General features: G+C 65.8%; 17 protein-coding genes and 1 pseudogene. 11 read left to right on the forward strand and 7 right to left on the reverse strand.

The annotated features are described in order from the left end of the window. A partial coding sequence (locus EFAMC2_RS01745) for a transposase (RefSeq protein WP_187325088.1) occupies positions 1-860 on the reverse strand: 860 nt, incomplete at its 3' end. A gap of 127 nt (positions 861-987) precedes the next feature. Here EFAMC2_RS01745 and EFAMC2_RS01750 point away from each other — a divergent pair. The 4 genes from EFAMC2_RS01750 (at position 988) to EFAMC2_RS01765 (ending at position 5107) form a co-directional block, all read left to right on the forward strand. Next, complete coding sequence (locus tag EFAMC2_RS01750; protein WP_154026402.1) at positions 988-1479, forward strand: hypothetical protein; 492 nt, start codon at positions 988-990, stop codon at positions 1477-1479. 395 nt (positions 1480-1874) lie between these two features. Beyond that, positions 1875-3005, forward strand: coding sequence for an ABC transporter substrate-binding protein (locus tag EFAMC2_RS01755; protein WP_187325089.1), 1131 nt, complete (start codon positions 1875-1877; stop codon positions 3003-3005). A gap of 87 nt (positions 3006-3092) precedes the next feature. Beyond that, positions 3093-4169, forward strand: coding sequence for a FecCD family ABC transporter permease (locus EFAMC2_RS01760; protein ID WP_187325090.1), 1077 nt, complete (start codon positions 3093-3095; stop codon positions 4167-4169). Then, entirely contained in the window at positions 4169-5107 is a 939-nt protein-coding gene (locus EFAMC2_RS01765) for an ABC transporter ATP-binding protein (protein ID WP_222838503.1), read from the forward strand. The genes EFAMC2_RS01760 and EFAMC2_RS01765 overlap by 1 nt, the downstream gene beginning before the upstream one ends. 135 nt (positions 5108-5242) lie before the next feature. On the opposite strand, the gene EFAMC2_RS01770 is transcribed toward EFAMC2_RS01765, so the two are convergent. Both EFAMC2_RS01770 and EFAMC2_RS10220 read right to left on the reverse strand, forming a co-directional pair. Further along, entirely contained in the window at positions 5243-5740 is a 498-nt protein-coding gene (locus EFAMC2_RS01770; protein WP_261979976.1) for a DedA family protein, read from the reverse strand. A gap of 6 nt (positions 5741-5746) precedes the next feature. After that, the gene (locus EFAMC2_RS10220) at positions 5747-5881 is read right to left on the reverse strand and encodes a hypothetical protein (protein ID WP_261979977.1); all 135 of its coding nucleotides are present in this window, start codon (positions 5879-5881) and stop codon (positions 5747-5749) included. On the opposite strand from EFAMC2_RS10220, the gene EFAMC2_RS01775 reads away from it, so the two are divergent. Genes EFAMC2_RS01775 through EFAMC2_RS10225 form a run of 3 tightly spaced genes read left to right on the forward strand, consistent with a single transcriptional unit; the run spans position 5880 to position 7520 of the window. Next, on the forward strand, positions 5880-6302 hold the full coding sequence (locus EFAMC2_RS01775; protein ID WP_154026407.1) for a hypothetical protein: 423 nt from the start codon (positions 5880-5882) through the stop codon (positions 6300-6302). The genes EFAMC2_RS10220 and EFAMC2_RS01775 overlap by 2 nt on opposite strands. Before the next feature lie 4 nt (positions 6303-6306). Then, positions 6307-6630: a hypothetical protein gene (locus EFAMC2_RS01780; RefSeq protein WP_315985339.1), complete on the forward strand. Its 324-nt coding sequence runs from the start codon at positions 6307-6309 to the stop codon at positions 6628-6630. Next, a complete protein-coding gene (locus tag EFAMC2_RS10225) occupies positions 6627-7520 on the forward strand; it encodes an urease accessory protein UreF (RefSeq protein WP_315985340.1) in 894 nt (297 codons plus the stop codon). The genes EFAMC2_RS01780 and EFAMC2_RS10225 overlap by 4 nt, the downstream gene beginning before the upstream one ends. 252 nt (positions 7521-7772) lie before the next feature. Here EFAMC2_RS10225 and EFAMC2_RS01785 read toward each other — a convergent pair whose 3' ends face one another. Continuing rightward, a complete protein-coding gene (locus tag EFAMC2_RS01785) occupies positions 7773-8348 on the reverse strand; it encodes a hypothetical protein (RefSeq protein ID WP_154026409.1) in 576 nt (191 codons plus the stop codon). Between the two features lie 96 nt (positions 8349-8444). On the opposite strand from EFAMC2_RS01785, the gene EFAMC2_RS10495 reads away from it, so the two are divergent. Both EFAMC2_RS10495 and EFAMC2_RS10500 read left to right on the forward strand, forming a co-directional pair. Further along, positions 8445-8723, forward strand: a complete 279-nt coding sequence (locus EFAMC2_RS10495; RefSeq protein WP_410054795.1) for a GTP-binding protein — start codon at positions 8445-8447, stop codon at positions 8721-8723. Continuing rightward, positions 8689-8940: pseudogene (locus EFAMC2_RS10500) on the forward strand (urease accessory protein UreD); the annotation flags it as partial. The gene EFAMC2_RS10495 and the pseudogene EFAMC2_RS10500, both read left to right, overlap by 35 nt. Positions 8941-8973: 33 nt before the next feature. Here EFAMC2_RS10500 and EFAMC2_RS10230 read toward each other — a convergent pair. Together EFAMC2_RS10230 and EFAMC2_RS01800 are read right to left on the reverse strand one after the other, a co-directional pair. Next, positions 8974-9381, reverse strand: a complete 408-nt coding sequence (locus EFAMC2_RS10230) for a hypothetical protein (protein ID WP_261979978.1) — start codon at positions 9379-9381, stop codon at positions 8974-8976. 513 nt (positions 9382-9894) lie between these two features. After that, on the reverse strand, positions 9895-11550 hold the full coding sequence (locus tag EFAMC2_RS01800) for a potassium/proton antiporter (protein ID WP_154026413.1): 1656 nt from the start codon (positions 11548-11550) through the stop codon (positions 9895-9897). Positions 11551-11692: 142 nt separating this feature from the next. Here EFAMC2_RS01800 and EFAMC2_RS01805 point away from each other — a divergent pair, with 142 nt between their 5' ends. Beyond that, entirely contained in the window at positions 11693-13210 is a 1518-nt protein-coding gene (locus EFAMC2_RS01805; RefSeq protein WP_187325092.1) for an AI-2E family transporter, read from the forward strand. A gap of 30 nt (positions 13211-13240) precedes the next feature. Further along, positions 13241-13663, forward strand: coding sequence for a peptidylprolyl isomerase (locus EFAMC2_RS01810; RefSeq protein ID WP_154026417.1), 423 nt, complete (start codon positions 13241-13243; stop codon positions 13661-13663). A 149-nt stretch (positions 13664-13812) separates the two neighbouring features. Here EFAMC2_RS01810 and EFAMC2_RS01815 read toward each other — a convergent pair whose 3' ends face one another. Then, positions 13813-14445 carry a DedA family protein gene (locus EFAMC2_RS01815; RefSeq protein ID WP_154026419.1) on the reverse strand — a complete coding sequence of 211 codons (633 nt, stop codon included), beginning with the start codon at positions 14443-14445 and terminating at the stop codon, positions 13813-13815. Positions 14446-14514: the final 69 nt, after the last annotated feature.

Here is a 14514-nt window from a genome sequence, read left to right on the forward strand (position 1 = left end):
TTGGCCATGGAGGCCCCGAGGGACTCCTGCGCGTGTGTGGCCTTGAGCATCTTGGCCACCCTCTCGCGCTTCTGCCTGGGGACCTTGCCGAACGCGTTGCGGTGGAGGCGGACGGTGCGGCGCTGGTGCCTGGCCTGCGGGAACGCCTCCCCGAGCGCGCCGGGCATGCCTGGGGACTTGTCGCCGGTCGCCATGCGGACGCCCGATGGGCCACGCCCGCGCAGCCGCGGCGGGAACTCCCTCCACGAGTCCTTGGACTCGGCGAGGCCCCCGGAGCGGCCGATGGCCTCGCGGACGCCCTCGCCGCTCACGCCGGTGGCGACCATGACCGACGCGTTCTCGCAGGCGCCGCCCCGGCCGCGCTTGAGGTGCGCGCCGCCGGCGGACACGTGGGGGCACTCGCCCCCGGGCGGCCGGTTCCCCCATTCCTCGACCGAGGCGAACGCCTTGTCGTCGGGGTTGGAGACGGTGCCGGCCGACACGCCCGCGCCCCACGGCATCTGGCTTACGCCCTCGATGCGCCGGGTGGACGCGCCGGCGAGGCACGTCCCGACGACGGCCCCCTCGACGCCGGCCTCGCGCCTGCGGCATCGCTCGGTCACCGCGGTCTGGAACGTGGCGCCGCGCAGCCTCGGCACGTCAGGCTCCGCCTCGCCCGCCGACGTGACGGGCCTTCGCTTGTGGTGGCCCGACCGGTACGCCTCGCGCCCTGCCGCGCGCTCGCAGCGCCCGGCGTTCACCGATTCGTCGGCCTCCTCCCCGAGGAGCTGGCCGATGACGTCGCGCACGGTGTTTTTGGCGGGCTCCTCGATGTCGAGGCGCAGCGACTCCTCGTTAATTGATCCGATTGGTTCGGACATGGCTCCAGCCTTTCTCGGTCTTCTTCTGTTTGGTCGCAAAGAATCATGCCGATGGCTGGTGACCATGTCTTTTGCTTTCCTGGATGTACTCAGCTGTCAATTTGCGAAAGAAATTAAACGTGACCTCGTGACGTTGGGCTTTGCGCTTGGGTGCTCGGAGTTCATCATGCTGGGCGTGGAGCCCGACATGGCCAACGTCCTTGGCGCGCCGCTCTCTGCCGTGGACGACCTCGTGGGCCGCTTTGCGTTCGTCTATGCCATCTGCACGCCGGTACTTGGGCTCACCACGGGCCACTTCCGTCGCTTCTCGCTGCTCATCGCCTATCTCATGGTGTTCAACCTGGGCAACCTTCTGGCTGGCGTGGCGGCGAGCGCGTTTCTCACCGCTGTGGGCGTGGCCACGATCATCTCCAACCTCTCGAGCGGCGTTATCGCCTCGCGCTTTGGCATGGAGAGCCTCGCTGCCGGTGACAAGGTGGCCCTGCGCGGGCCTGCCGGCCAGCCCACCCCGGCCACCGTTGTGCCCGTGGCGCCGTCCAAGATCGTGGCCGACGCTGACCACGAGCTCGCCGGTAAGGCGCTCAACTTCGAGACCGAGCTCGTCGAGGTCGAAGGCTAGTCCTGACGTAGTACCCGTCTGAGCCTGCTCGCCCGGGCGGGCAATCGGCCCAAGCGCCTTGTCAGCCCAGGCGAGCCATGGCGCCCGCCCGGCTGCCATCCAGCGATGCTCGCGTCGCGTTGCTCCAAAGCAGACTATAGTCCCCGTCACGGCGTAAACGTTGTGATGGCTACCATAGCCGGCGTGAAGCATATGTATATACCCCCATGGGCATTAATTCGCGTTTCAGATAGTTTTTAGTCGAATATGGCTCTCTAGGGGTAAAAAATAGAACAAAAAGACTGCCATAAAGAACACGGAAGCTCCTTGGTGGCATGATGCCTGCTGTACAAAGCTATCGGTAGACCAACATGCTGCCGATATGCGCAGGCCATCTTTTTGCATCAGGAGTGACCATGAACCAGCACGCTCGTTCCAACGCATCGAACTCCATTAGCCGCCGCAGCTTTATTGGCGGCGCGGCAGCCCTCGTGGGCATGTTTGGCATCGGCGGCCTTGCCGGCTGCGGTGGCCAGCAGGCTCCCGCGGCTGCGACCACCGAGGCGGCTGCCACGACCGCGAGCACCTCGGGTGTTGATGAGGTCCTCGACGCGGCGTCGCTCAAGCGCATCGGCGGCAAGACCACCTACCCGTTCACCTACACCACGTACAACTACAACCGTGAGCCGGTCGAGGTCACCATCGACAAGGCCCCCGAGCGCGTGATGGCCGTGCAGCAGAACAACATCGAGACGATGCTGGCCCTCGGCCTCAAGGACAAGATCGTCATGGCCTACGGCCTGGACGACCCCTCTGCCCTGGGAGATCTCAAGGCCGACTTCGACCAGATCCCGTTCCAGGACGGTCAGCCTAGCAAGGAGGACGTCATCGGCGTCAACCCCGACTTCATCACGGCGTGGTACAGCACCTTTGCCGATGACTTCCTGGGCGATGTCGACTTCTGGCACAACCGCAGCTGCGGTACCTACATGTCGCGCAACAGCGCCTGCCGCGGCAAGACGGGCACCTACCACCAGACCATCTACGATGAGTTCCAGGACATCCTGCTGCTCGGTCAGGTCTTTGACAAGCAGGACGAGGCACAGGCGCTCGTCGACAAGATGCTCGACGAGGTCAAGAAGGTCCAGGACTACGCTAAGGCGCAGAACAACCACCCCACGGTGGCCGTGCTCGAGAACGAGGACGACAGCTACCGCGTCTACAGTGAGCTGACGCTTGGCGGCAACGTGGCCGAGGAGGCTGGCGCCACCCTGGCTGTGGGCAAGGGCGCGAGCACCGCGAACATCAGCGCCGAGGACCTGCTCGCTGCCAACCCCGACGCCGTGTTCATGGTGTGGTATGACGGCTTCCGCGACGCCACCAACTGTGTGACCGACATTACGGAGAACGACAAGTTCAAGAGCCTTGACGCCGTGAAGAACAATAAGGTGTTCCCCGTGGCGCTCACGGGCATCTACTGCAGCGGCCTGCACACCATCGACGGCCTGCGCGACTTCTACCAAGCGCTCTACCCTGATATGAAGTAAGGATTATCACCATCTGCACGCCGGCGAGCGTGGGCGCCCCAAGGGATGCCCACGCTCGCTTTGCGTGCCTTCGGTTTGGATACGACCATGGACTTGAAGAACGGAGTGGTTCGCGGTAAGCAGGTGTGGTGGGTGGCTGCCGTGGTGCTCCTCGCATTGCTCATCCTGTCGCTGCTGTGGGCCGTGACCATCGGTTCGGTTGGCCTGTCGGTGGGCGACGTCTACCGTGTGATCGCCTACCACCTGTTTGGCATTGGTGATTCGAGCCTGTACGGCGATGGAACCACCATGGGCGACATCGTGTGGCAGGTTCGCCTCCCGCGCCTTGTCCTGGCGATCGCCATTGGCATAGCGCTTGCCGTGGTGGGCTGTGTCATGCAGGCCGTGGTGAAGAACCCGCTTGCCGACCCCTACATCCTTGGCGTCTCCTCTGGCGCCGAGCTTGGTGCCACGCTCGCGATCCTTCTGGGTGTGGGCGCCGCGTTCGGTGATGGCTACGAGGGGATCATGGCGTTCCTCGGCGCATTCCTCGCGTCGATGGCCGTGGTGGGCATGGCCAACGTGGGCGGACGCTCGAGCAGCATCAAGCTCGTACTCGCTGGCACGGCCCTCTCAGCCATCTGCGGCGCCGTGTCGAACTTCCTACTGTTCGTGGTCAACAAGAACAGTGACGCCGTGGCCGCCGTGGTGCGTTGGACGATGGGCAGCCTCGCGGGTGCCGAGTGGGGCACCAACCAGCTCGTCCTCGCCATCGCCCTCGTGGGCGCCGTGTTCTTCTGGTCGCAGTACCGCGCGCTCAACATGATGCTACTCGGAGACGAGACGGCCGTGACGCTGGGTACCGACCTTTCGCGTCGGCGCATCGTCTACCTTGCGGTGGCCTCGCTGCTCGTGGGCTTCGCCGTGTATGCCGCCGGCATCATTGGCTTCGTGGGTCTCGTGGTGCCGCACATCGTGCGCATCCTGTTTGGCACCGACCACAAGAAGCTCATTCCCCTCGCTGCCCTCGTGGGAGCCATCTTCCTGCTGTGGGCAGACGTGCTGTGCCGCGTGGTCATTCCCCAGCACGAGATTCCCATCGGTATCCTCACGGCCTTCGTGGGTGCGCCGGCGTTCGTGTACCTGATGCTGAGGCGCACGTATGGCTTTGGGGGTGGCGAGTGATGGCGGAGGAAAAGACGCAGGTGTCCGCGGTGGACGAATCCAGCACCGCAATGGCTGGAACGCCCGCATCGGACGATCCCCGCGATGTCGCCGCTGTGACCGCGCGACGTGACGCCCGTCCCGCGGGAGCTAGCGTGCCCGCGGCCCTTGCGTGCCCGATGGAGCCTATGGAGATTCGCGCCGAAGACGTGAAGGCCGAGCTCGGTGGCACGCAGATCCTCAAGGGGATCAATCTCGACGCGGGTGCGCATAAGGTTGTGGGTCTCATCGGTCCCAACGGTAGCGGCAAGTCGACGCTGCTCAAGTGCATCTATCGCGTGCTGGCTCCGACGGGTGGTGCCGTGTACCTCGGCGACCAGCGGCTTTCTGACTATTCGGTGCGGGAGAGCGCCCAGCGCGTGGCGGTGCTCGCGCAGCACAACTACTACAACTTCGAGTTCTCCGTGCGCGACGTGGTGCTCATGGGTCGCTCGCCGCACAAGCGCAGCATGGAGCGCGACAATGCGCACGACTACGAGGTCGTGGCAGACGCTCTGCGCATGGTGGGGATGCAGGACTTCGCCACGCGCGGCTTCTCGACGCTTTCGGGCGGCGAGCAGCAGCGTGTGATCCTGGCTCGCGCCCTCGCACAGCAGACGCCCTGCCTCATCCTCGACGAGCCCACCAACCACCTCGACATCAAGTACCAGCTCGAGCTCATGGATATCGTGAGGGCGCTCGACCGCACGGTGATCTGTGCGGTGCACGACCTCAACATCGGTGCCATGTACTGCGACGAGCTGTTCGCCATCAAGGACGGTGAGGTGGTGACGAGCGGCACGCCCGAGGAAGTCATCACGCCGGCGCTCATTCGCAAGCTCTACGACGTGGAGGCAACGGTGTTCGTCGATGACGACGGCGTGCGCCACGTGCTCTACCGTCCTGGCTCTGTACGTTAGTCCCGAGGTGCTATAGCTCCAGCAACCTCGCACATCTTTGGGAGGCGCGCTTCAAGCAAGACGCCTCACTCCGTGAGCTTTATGGGAGGGGGCGTCTTGCTTTGCCAGTGCCTGATTCTCGTGCCTGGCTTTTGCCTACGCTTGGCTCTTACGCTCGCGGAGTTTGGGGACGATGCGCTTGACGATCCAGAGCACGGCGGCTACCAGCACGGTCGCGATGATCACGCACTTCATGATGTTCGAGATCCACTCGGCGTCTGCGGTGACACTCTGCCAGGCCGAGCCGGCGCCGTAGCCTAGGGTGCACAGCACGCTGTTCCACACGGTCGATCCCGCGAAGGTGTAGAGCGCGAACGTGGCCACGTTCATCTTGGTCGTGCCGGCCGGTATTGAGATGAGGCTGCGTACCACCGGGATACAGCGGCATATGAGTACCGTGACCTGGCCCGTGCGACCGAACCAAACGATGGCGCTCGAGATGTCGTCACCCTTGAAGCCCAGAAGGCGCATGGGTTTAGTGTCGAAAAAGGCCATGAGGCGCTCGCGGGAGGGCAACCGACCCACGCCGTAGAGGATGAACGCGCCCGCAACCGACCCTATGGTGGCGGCGATGATGACGCCGGGCGGCTGCATGTCGCTTTAGTGCACGAAGAAGCCGCCCATGGGCAGGATGAGCTCGCTGGGGATGGGCGGAAACACGTTCTCGAGGAGAATCAGCGCCGACACGGCGAAGTAGCCAAACTGGTCGATGAAGCTGAAGAAGGCGTCTTCCATGCGTTCCCTGATGTCGGTGGGTGCAGGCTGGGCACTGGTGCCCATGTTGCCTGTCGGGCTCTGGCGTCCGTGCCGCCTGCCGGGTGCTGGCGCCCGCGTCTCCCGTGGCGCACGGGTGCCCGATGCTGCCGGCACGCGCACCGTCTTCGGTCTTAACGACCTCACACGCGGCCGCACCGTGGCTCGCAACGGGGGCGCGAGCCTGGAGAAGGCGCGCCGCCGCGGTTTCCTCGAGTACGTCGAGGGCCCGGCGACCGGCTTTGCCCCCGGCTGGGACGAGGGCGCCGCGGGCGGCGAGGCCGACGAGGAGACTGGCGCCGCGGACGCCTCGCAGCCCGCCACGGCTTGCTCCTGCGCGAGCTCCGTGGACGCCTCGAATTCCGCTACGGTCTGCCCCTGCGACGCGACCAAGGAGGCGTAAGGCCATGTCCTTCGAGATCTCTCGCGACAAGTATGCCGCGATGTATGGCCCCACCACGGGCGACAAGATACGCTTGGCCGACACCGACCTCGTGATCGAGGTCGAGCGCGACCTCACCTGCTATGGCTACGAGGCCAAGTTCGGCGGCGGCAAGACCCTGAGCGACGGCATGGGCCAGAACGTCAAGGGCACCAGCACCAACGGCGTGCTGGACCTCGTGATCGCCAACGCGCTCATCCTCGACTACACCGGCATCTACAAGGCTGACATCGGCATCCGCGGTGGCTACATCGTGGCATCGGCCACGCCGGCAACCCCGACACCATGAACGGCGTGGCCCCAGGCATGACCGTGGGCGCGGGCACCGAGGCGCGCGCTGCCGAGGTGCTCCTTCTTCAAATCTGCGACTCCGTCTTTCCCATAGGGGCCTATTCGCACTCCTATGGCCTGGAGACCTACATCCAGCTGGGCCTCGTCCACGACGAGGCCACGGCCTGGCAGTTTGTGGAGCGCCAGATTCGCTTCCCGCTCACCTACACGGAGCTTTTGGGCATGCGCCTTGCCTTCGATGCTGCGCAAGCCGGTGACCTCGGGCGCATTGCCCTCGAGGAGGCCTGCATGGCGGCCTCCAAGGTGCCGGATGAGACCCGCACGGCCTCGCAGAAGATGGCCGCGCGCTTCTGCAAGACGGCCGCCGGCTTCCTCGAGGGCGAGGCCGCCAAGCGCTTCTCTGCTTATGTGGCGGGGAAGGAGGTCGCGTCGGACGATTATGCCGATGCGGTTGCTTCGTCTATGCGTGGAGGCATCGTCTCTCCTTCGGGTGGCGCGATTGGCGTTGCTGTGCCCGAGCGTAAAGGCCTTGCTTTTTTTGAGGGTGGTGCGGCCGGTGCCCCTTGTGCTCGGCCCGTTAGACGCCCCGTCCACATGGTCAACGCCGCTTACGGCGTCTTTGCCGCGCTTGCGGGCGTCGACGAGGTTGAGCTCCTGCGCCGCTACCTCTACAGCCAGGTCTCCGCGATGGTGACCAACTGCGTCAAGACCGTGCCGCTCTCGCAGACGGCCGGCCAGCGGCTCTTGTTCCGCTCGGCCGCACTGCAAGTCGAGGTCGTCGAGACCGCCCTCCATGCCAGCAAGGACCTCCTCGGCCTTTCCATGCCCGGCTTCGACGTCCGCTGCATCGAGCACGAGACCCTCTACTCGCGGCTGTACATGAGCTGACGAGTTCGGCTTTCTCCCGTCGTCCCGTTCGCGGCCTCCCGTTCCGCATCCCCTCTCGCCGAGAGTAGTCATTACGCACGTTTTCACGGCTTGAAACGGTTCCAAATGTGCGTAATGACTACTCTCGGCGAATCCGCGCTCCCTGCGACGTCCACTCCCCGCGCTCCCTGCGACGTCCGCTCCCCGCGCTCCCTGCGACGCCCGCTCCCGCGCGGCCTGTGGCTACGCCCGCTCCCTGCGTACCCTGGTCGGCTAGTAGCGCTGGTTCCCGCCGTGTTCATCGGCAAACTCGCTGATGGGAATGTATCCGCGGTCGGTGAGCACCTCTATGACGAAGGTCTCGTCGCTCGTGCGCGACTTCCCGTGTGCGCCCTCGTAGGTTGCCTGCGTAATGCGCGTGGGGTATTCGCCCCCGTCGGCCACGATGTAGAGCTTGCCTATGAGGTCGGTCTGCCCGTCGAAGGGTGTGTAGGGCGAAAACTCCCAGCGGGCGTCGAGGCCGAACCTCTCGTTCACTGCCTCGACGGCCGCGGCGCCCTGCTGTGCCTGCTCGGCCTCGTAGTTTGGGTTCACGGCGTAGACGGCCACGCCGAGCAGCGCGCCAACGAGGCCCACGATTGCGAGAATCCCAGCGCGCTTGGTCTTTGCGTCCATGGCGAACCCGGGGTAGTCATGGCGAAGGGCGAACCAGCGGTCCTTGAACTTGAGCCCGTTCCAGACGGCGAGGAACAGGAAGATGCACGCGACGGTCACGATCGCGAAGCTCGTGGAACTCGTGTTGAGGTCGACGTAGATGGTGTTCATGTTGCCGCTCATCGAGTAATCCATGCGGCCTCCCTGTAGCGGCTTGGTGCGTGCCCGCAATGATACGCCTAGGATTGCGGCGGCGATTGCGGTGTCCGGCCGTACGTGGAGGGACTGGCCGTGGCATACGTTCGCATCGGGGTTGCGGGGCCCGTGGGCTCGGGAAAGACGGCGCTCATCGAGGCGCTCACACGCAAGATGGCAGTCGACTATTCCATCGGCGTCGTTACGAATGACATCTATACCAAGGAAGACGCCGAGTTCCTCATACACCATGCCGTTCAAGGTGATGCGTCCGTTCCCCGTGCGCAAGGGCGCCCTTACGCACGCGGGCGAGGGCGCGGATCCCATCCAGGTGATGGTGATGTCCACCTCAGCGGGCATCATGGCTGGCGATGACCAGCGCGTGGGCATTTCCGTGGGCGGGGGCGCTACCTTGCAGGTCACCACGCAGGCGTTCGAGAAAGTGCATCGCATGGAGGGCGTGGGGTCGGCCCGCCGCACAATCCGCCTGGCCGTGGCAAGCGGTGGCTACCTCGACTACAGCCCCCGGCCTCAGATTCCCTTTGCCGGCTCGGCATATGCGGCGTCGACCGAAGTGGACCTTGTCGACGCAACGGCGCACCTTTCCTCCGCGGTGGTTTGCGCCTTAGCGGTCGAGCTCCTTGCGCACTGTGACCCCGCGCGTAATCGAAGCGATGCAGGCCACCACTATCAAGCAGGCAATAGCCGGGATGGCGGCGGAGACCGCAGGCCCCAGAATTGCCCCCGCAATCGAGAACAGGATGCTCACGACGTTGATCTGCGTGTGGGGCCCGAGCCTGCTCGGAACGTTGGCGCCCTTGATGCCCTGCGCCGCAGCCAGGAGGGCCGCGATGCCTGCCGCGATGAGCAGAATGTTCGCAAGCATGGCAAGCGTGGCGGCGTCCATGCCAAAGGCTTCCGCCTGGGCGTCGCCAGAAGAGACGATGCCGGCAATTCCCACGATGAGGGCGGCCACCATAAGGATGGCCTGGATAAAGCTGATGATTTTGAGTTGCTTGCGTGCTTGTGACATGCGTCCTCCCTTGCCAGAGCGCGTGCGCGCCGAATCGTTCGATGCCTATAGGGTATACCCGTGCCGGCGGCTGAGGAGGCCGGGGCCGCGGGGAAGGCGAGGGGGGGTCGGGTTCGCGGGGACCATGGGCTGACGGAGCCGCGGAGGACGTAGAGACCGGAATCCGAGGGAGCTGGAGGCGGCAAGCGCCGACGGCGCAGGCCCAAAGACGCAGACCTCGCTACTCGGACGCCTTCGCCCTCGTCGCAGCCTCGTGATACTGCCGCTCGTATCGCAGCGCAAACCCCCACGGGCAGCGCCACCGAGAGCGCCGCAAAGGGCACACCCGCGAGCGAAGGCCAGTTGTAGGCCATGCCGGCGTCGAGCACGTGCTGGCCCACCATGGCGCCGATGGCGTTGCCGCCGTTGAATGCCACCTGCACGCAGGCGGAGCCAATCATCCCGCCGCCGCCCTGGCCACACTCCACCATGGTCGAGCAAGCCCGCGCCCCGCCCCGGCGGCCCCGGGACTCGTCAGTGCGCGGCGATGGCCGGCGTTCCCGCCACGAAGGCGAGGTCGCCCGGCTCGATGCGCGTGTTGCCGTTGGGGATGATGGACTCGTCGCCGCGCTTGAGCATCACGATGACCATGCGGCTCGTGTCGGGCAGCTCGCGCAGAAGCTTGCCCGCCCAGCGGTGGCGTTCGCCCACGTGAATCTCGCGCAGCTTGAAGTCGTCGCGCGCCTCGAAGGTGGGCGCGGCGTAGACGAGCAGGTCGCCGGGCTCGATCACGGTGCCGCCACCCGGCACCACGCGCTCGTTGCCGCGGCGCAGGATGAGCACCACGATGAGGTCGCGCGGGGTGGGAACGTCGCGCAGGGCCCGGCCGATCCAGGGGTGGGAGGGGTCAACCTTGATCTTGATGAGCGAAAGGTCGCTCTCCTCCTGGAAGTCGTTGAAGGTACGCATGACGTTGGCGACCGGGTCGATCATGTTCAGGCGCTTCGCCAGAGCAGGCAGCGCCGAGCCCTGAATCACGAGCGACAGGATGACCACCACGAACACGAGGTCGAAGATGTTGAACGGTAGCTCGACCGCAACCGTCCAGGTGTCCGTCGCAAGCGTGCCTGGCATGGCCACTCCGGCGGTCACCACGTAGAGCGCAAACACGACGGAGGCGGCGCCGCGCAGGCCCGCCCACGATGCGAGGGCCACCTTGGAGAGGCTCGCGCCAAAGGGCTTGAGCACCACGAGCGCGGAGATCGGCCGTCCCACGAAGGTGATGAATGCAAACACGGCAAGCGCCAGCGGCAGCACGTCTGTCAGGCGGCTCGGCGTCACGAGCAGGCCCAGCAGGAAGAAGATCGCCATTTGGCAGACCTCGGTGATGACGTCGAAGGTGCGGGCCATGTCGCGCTTCTGGGGGATGTCGGCGTTGCCGAGCCACATGCCGCAGAGGTAGACGGAGAGAAACCCGTTGCCGTGCAGCACGCCGGGCAGGGCATAGGAGATGATTGCCGCGGCGATGAGGAAGATCGTCTCGCCCTGCTCCATCGAGAAGTCGAGCCGGTCGAGGGCGAGCTCTGCCAGCTTGCCGATGCCGATGCCAAACGCGAGGCCGATGATGATCTCCTCGGCCACCATGAGCGGCACGTTGATGTCTGACCCCACGAGGATGGTGGTGAGGATCACCGTGAGCATGTAGCTCATGGGGTCGTTGGAGCCGCTCTCGATCTCGAGCAGGGAGTCAGTGCCGTCGCGCAGCGAGAGCTTGGCCGAGCGCAGCACGTTGAAGACGCTCGCAGCGTCCGTGGAGGCGATGACCGAACCCACGAGCAGGCCCACAAGCCACTCGAGCCCCAGCACGTAGTGGCAGAACGCGCCCACGAGCCCCGCGGTGATGCCCACGCCCGCGGTTGAGAGCAGCACGGCCTGTGGCGCCACCGGCTTTGCCTCGCGCACGTTGGCGTTGAAGCCGCCATAGAACATGATGAACAGCAAGCCCGTGCAGCAGGCAAACTCGGTGAGGGCGTAGTCGTTGAAGTGGATGTGGATGGGGCCGTCCACGCCGCAGAGCAGGCCGAGGCCGATGAACACGAGCAGAGACGGCACCGGGAGCTTGGACGCGATGCGGTTGGACAGGACGCAGACCGCGATGACGAGGCCGGCAAGCAACAGGATGTTGTACATGTGAGGTACCTAACATTTGGGGACCACCCGATTATGCCCAATGACGGGACTTCGCATGGTGGCAGGGGCCGAACGGTCCAGCTTGGGTACAGTGGGGGAGTTGACGTTTCCGGCTATGCCCCTCGGGGCGGTAAGGCGGCCCATGGCACCAGAGAAGAAGCCATCGCAGGCAAGCTCGCTCCAGGCGAGCATGAAGGATAAGGTCCTTCGCTCTGCCAAGAAGGTCCAGGGCGTCCGACTCAAGCGCAAGGAGCCGGCGGAGCGCGCGCATGGCGACAACCCCTTTGTGGCCAGGTGCCGGCCCGAGCGCACGAGCCACTACCCAACGACGGGCCTCGTCGCCCGGTGGTGCGTCGTGGCGGCCATCGCGCTTCTGGTGGTGATTCGCTTCGACTCCGTGCTCGACGCGCTGGGCGTCATCGCGGAGATTCTCGCTCCGCTGCTCGCGGGCGCGGCCTTTGCCTACGTGCTCAACCTCGTGATGGAGCGCTGGGAGTCCATCTGGTTCCCCAACGTGAGGCGCGGCCCGCTCGCGGCGTTGCGCAGGCCGGTGTGCCTCATGCTGTCCGTGGCGAGCGTCGCGGCAGTGATCGCTGTGGTGGTCATGCTCGTGCGCGAGGAGCTGGTCGACGCCATCGCCGCCCTGTGGCGCGGCATCCTCTCCGCGAGCGAGGTGGCGAGCGAGACGGTACAGGCATCCGGCGCGCCGGCGGACTCCACCCTGCTCGGCTCACTGAGGGAGCTCGCTCGCTCCTCGAGCAGCTGGCAGCGCGCGCTGGAGAGCTACATCGAGGAGTCCGGCGGTGTGGGGGCGCTTGCCACCTCGCTCTTTGGCTGGGGCGGCAAGCTCGTGGGCGGCCTGGTGAGCTTCCTGATCTCCGTGGTCTTTGGCCTGTACCTGCTTGCGGGCAAGGAGGCCGCGCAGGCGGGCTTCGACCGCGCGGCGCGCCTTGTGCTGCCAAGCCACCTGTGCCAGATCGTGTCGCACGTGGCGTCCGTTGCCAACGAGTGCTTCTCGCGCTTCATCTTTGGCCAGTGCGCCGAGGCCTGCGTGCTGGGCAGCCTGTGCGCCATCGGCATGGCAATCCTCGGCATGCCCTATGCCGCTACGGTTGGCCTCGTGGTGGGCGTGGGCGCGCTCATCCCGTACGTGGGCGCCTGGATGGCGGGCGCCATCGGCGCGCTTATCGTCTTTTCCGTGGAGCCGATGCAGGCGGTGTGGTTCCTCGTGTTCCTCGTGGCACTGCAGGAGGTGGATGGCCACTTCGTGTACCCCAACGTCGTGGGCGTGGCCACCGGCGTGTCCAGCATCTGGGTGCTGGTGGCGGTGTTCGCGGGCGGCAGCCTGTTTGGCCTCACCGGCGTGCTGCTCTCGGTGCCGGTGGTTGCCACGTGCCAGTGCCTGCTGGGCGAGTGGGCCGACGCGCGCGAGGCGGAGCTCGCGGAGGCAGATGCGGCCGAGAGCGAGGCGGAGGCTGTCGTGGCTGGCGATGGAGCGCAGGCCGGCGGCTCTGCCGAAGACGGCGGTTCGGCCCAGGATGCCGTGGCAGGGGATGGTGGCCCGACCGACGGCGCGAGCGCGGACGAGCGCGGCGCGGTTTCTGGTGTCGCGGCTTCGGATGCTGCGGCTGACAACGCTGACCCTGCTACCATGTCCTAGCGATTCATCGACAACCAACAAGGAGCACCCATGTCCAACGAAGGCAAGAAGGTCCGTGCCCACTACCGCGGCACGCTCGACGACGGAACGCAGTTCGACAGCAGCTACGACCGCGGCGAGCCACTGGAGTTCACCTGCGGCGCCGGCCAGATGATTGCCGGCTTCGACGCTGCGGTGAAGGATATGCAGCCGGGCGAGAAGAAGACCGTGCACCTGGAGCCGTCCGAGGCCTATGGCGAGCGCCGTGACGACCTCATGATCGAGATTCCGGCCGACCACGCGCCGAAGGGCCTCAAGGTGGGCGACAAGGTGGCCCTGCGTGGTCCCATGGGCCAGCCCGTGCCCGTCACCGTGGCCCAGATCACGCCGGAGAAGGTCGTCGTGGACGCCAACCACGAGATGGCCGGCAAGGCGCTCAACTTCGAGATCGAGCTCGTGAGCGTCGAGGACTAGCGGGGAAGAGGCCTGCCTCCCTGCAACAAAGTGGGAGCCTCGCCGTCCAAAACGGGGACGAGGCTCCCAAGCTGTGGGGGTGATGTTGATTACCCGTCTAATTGGGGTGGGGCCGGCCGGGCGTCGCGCTACTTCTCGGAGGCGTCGCGCTACTCCTCGCGCCCGCGCAGGTTGGGGATGACGCGTTTCACTACCCAGAGCACAGCCGCAACCACGACGACGGCGAGGATGACGTACTTCACGACGTCACTGACCCACTCTGCCTCGGCGGCGATGGTCTTCCAGGCAGAGCCGGCGCCATAGCCCAGCGCGCAGAGCACGCTGTTCCACACGGCGGAGCCCACGAGCGTGTAGAGGGCAAACTTGGCCGGGCTCATCTTGGCGGTGCCGGCGGGGATGGAGATGAGGCTGCGCACTACGGGCACGCAACGGCAGATGAGGACGGTGACCTGACCCTTCTGGTCGAACCAGGTGATGGCGCTGGAGACGTCGGTGCCCTTGAAGCCGAGCAAGCGCATCGGCTTCGTCTCGAAGAACGCCGTGAGGCGCTCGCGTGAGAGCAGCCTGCCCACGCCGTAGAGGATGAACGCGCCCGCCACGGAGCCCACCGTGGCCGCAACGATGACGCCCGGAAGCTCCATGGCGGTCTCGTGCACGAGGAACCCACCCATGGGCAGGATGAGCTCGCTTGGGATGGGCGGAAACACGTTTTCGAAGAGGATGAGGGCCGAGACGGCCAGATAGCCAAACTGGTTGATGAAGTCGAGGAAGGCGCCTTCCATGTGTCTCCTGTCGTGATGCCGGCGCCGCGCCGGCGTGCGGTGGGCAGGGGCCCGTGGCCAGAACGTCTC

This window comes from Olsenella uli, from assembly GCF_901212655.1.
In the GTDB taxonomy this organism is placed as follows: domain Bacteria; phylum Actinomycetota; class Coriobacteriia; order Coriobacteriales; family Atopobiaceae; genus Parolsenella; species Parolsenella uli_A.

What these genes read in the sequence shown, in the direction of transcription:
- EFAMC2_RS01815 (WP_154026419.1), bottom strand. Translation starts at nt 14,445, where the DNA reads ATGGAAGGCGCCTTCCTCGACTTCATCAACCAGTTTGGCTATCTGGCC.
- EFAMC2_RS01755 (WP_187325089.1), top strand. Translation starts at nt 1,875, where the DNA reads ATGAACCAGCACGCTCGTTCCAACGCATCGAACTCCATTAGCCGCCGC.
- EFAMC2_RS01775 (WP_154026407.1), top strand. Translation starts at nt 5,880, where the DNA reads ATGCGTTCCCTGATGTCGGTGGGTGCAGGCTGGGCACTGGTGCCCATG.
- EFAMC2_RS01780 (WP_315985339.1), top strand. Translation starts at nt 6,307, where the DNA reads ATGTCCTTCGAGATCTCTCGCGACAAGTATGCCGCGATGTATGGCCCC.
- EFAMC2_RS10220 (WP_261979977.1), bottom strand. Translation starts at nt 5,881, where the DNA reads ATGGAAGACGCCTTCTTCAGCTTCATCGACCAGTTTGGCTACTTCGCC.
- EFAMC2_RS10225 (WP_315985340.1), top strand. Translation starts at nt 6,627, where the DNA reads ATGAACGGCGTGGCCCCAGGCATGACCGTGGGCGCGGGCACCGAGGCG.
- EFAMC2_RS01805 (WP_187325092.1), top strand. Translation starts at nt 11,693, where the DNA reads ATGGCACCAGAGAAGAAGCCATCGCAGGCAAGCTCGCTCCAGGCGAGC.
- EFAMC2_RS10230 (WP_261979978.1), bottom strand. Translation starts at nt 9,381, where the DNA reads ATGTCACAAGCACGCAAGCAACTCAAAATCATCAGCTTTATCCAGGCC.
- EFAMC2_RS01765 (WP_222838503.1), top strand. Translation starts at nt 4,169, where the DNA reads ATGGCGGAGGAAAAGACGCAGGTGTCCGCGGTGGACGAATCCAGCACC.
- EFAMC2_RS01770 (WP_261979976.1), bottom strand. Translation starts at nt 5,740, where the DNA reads ATGCAGCCGCCCGGCGTCATCATCGCCGCCACCATAGGGTCGGTTGCG.
- EFAMC2_RS01760 (WP_187325090.1), top strand. Translation starts at nt 3,093, where the DNA reads ATGGACTTGAAGAACGGAGTGGTTCGCGGTAAGCAGGTGTGGTGGGTG.
- EFAMC2_RS01800 (WP_154026413.1), bottom strand. Translation starts at nt 11,550, where the DNA reads ATGTACAACATCCTGTTGCTTGCCGGCCTCGTCATCGCGGTCTGCGTC.
- EFAMC2_RS01785 (WP_154026409.1), bottom strand. Translation starts at nt 8,348, where the DNA reads ATGGATTACTCGATGAGCGGCAACATGAACACCATCTACGTCGACCTC.
- EFAMC2_RS01810 (WP_154026417.1), top strand. Translation starts at nt 13,241, where the DNA reads ATGTCCAACGAAGGCAAGAAGGTCCGTGCCCACTACCGCGGCACGCTC.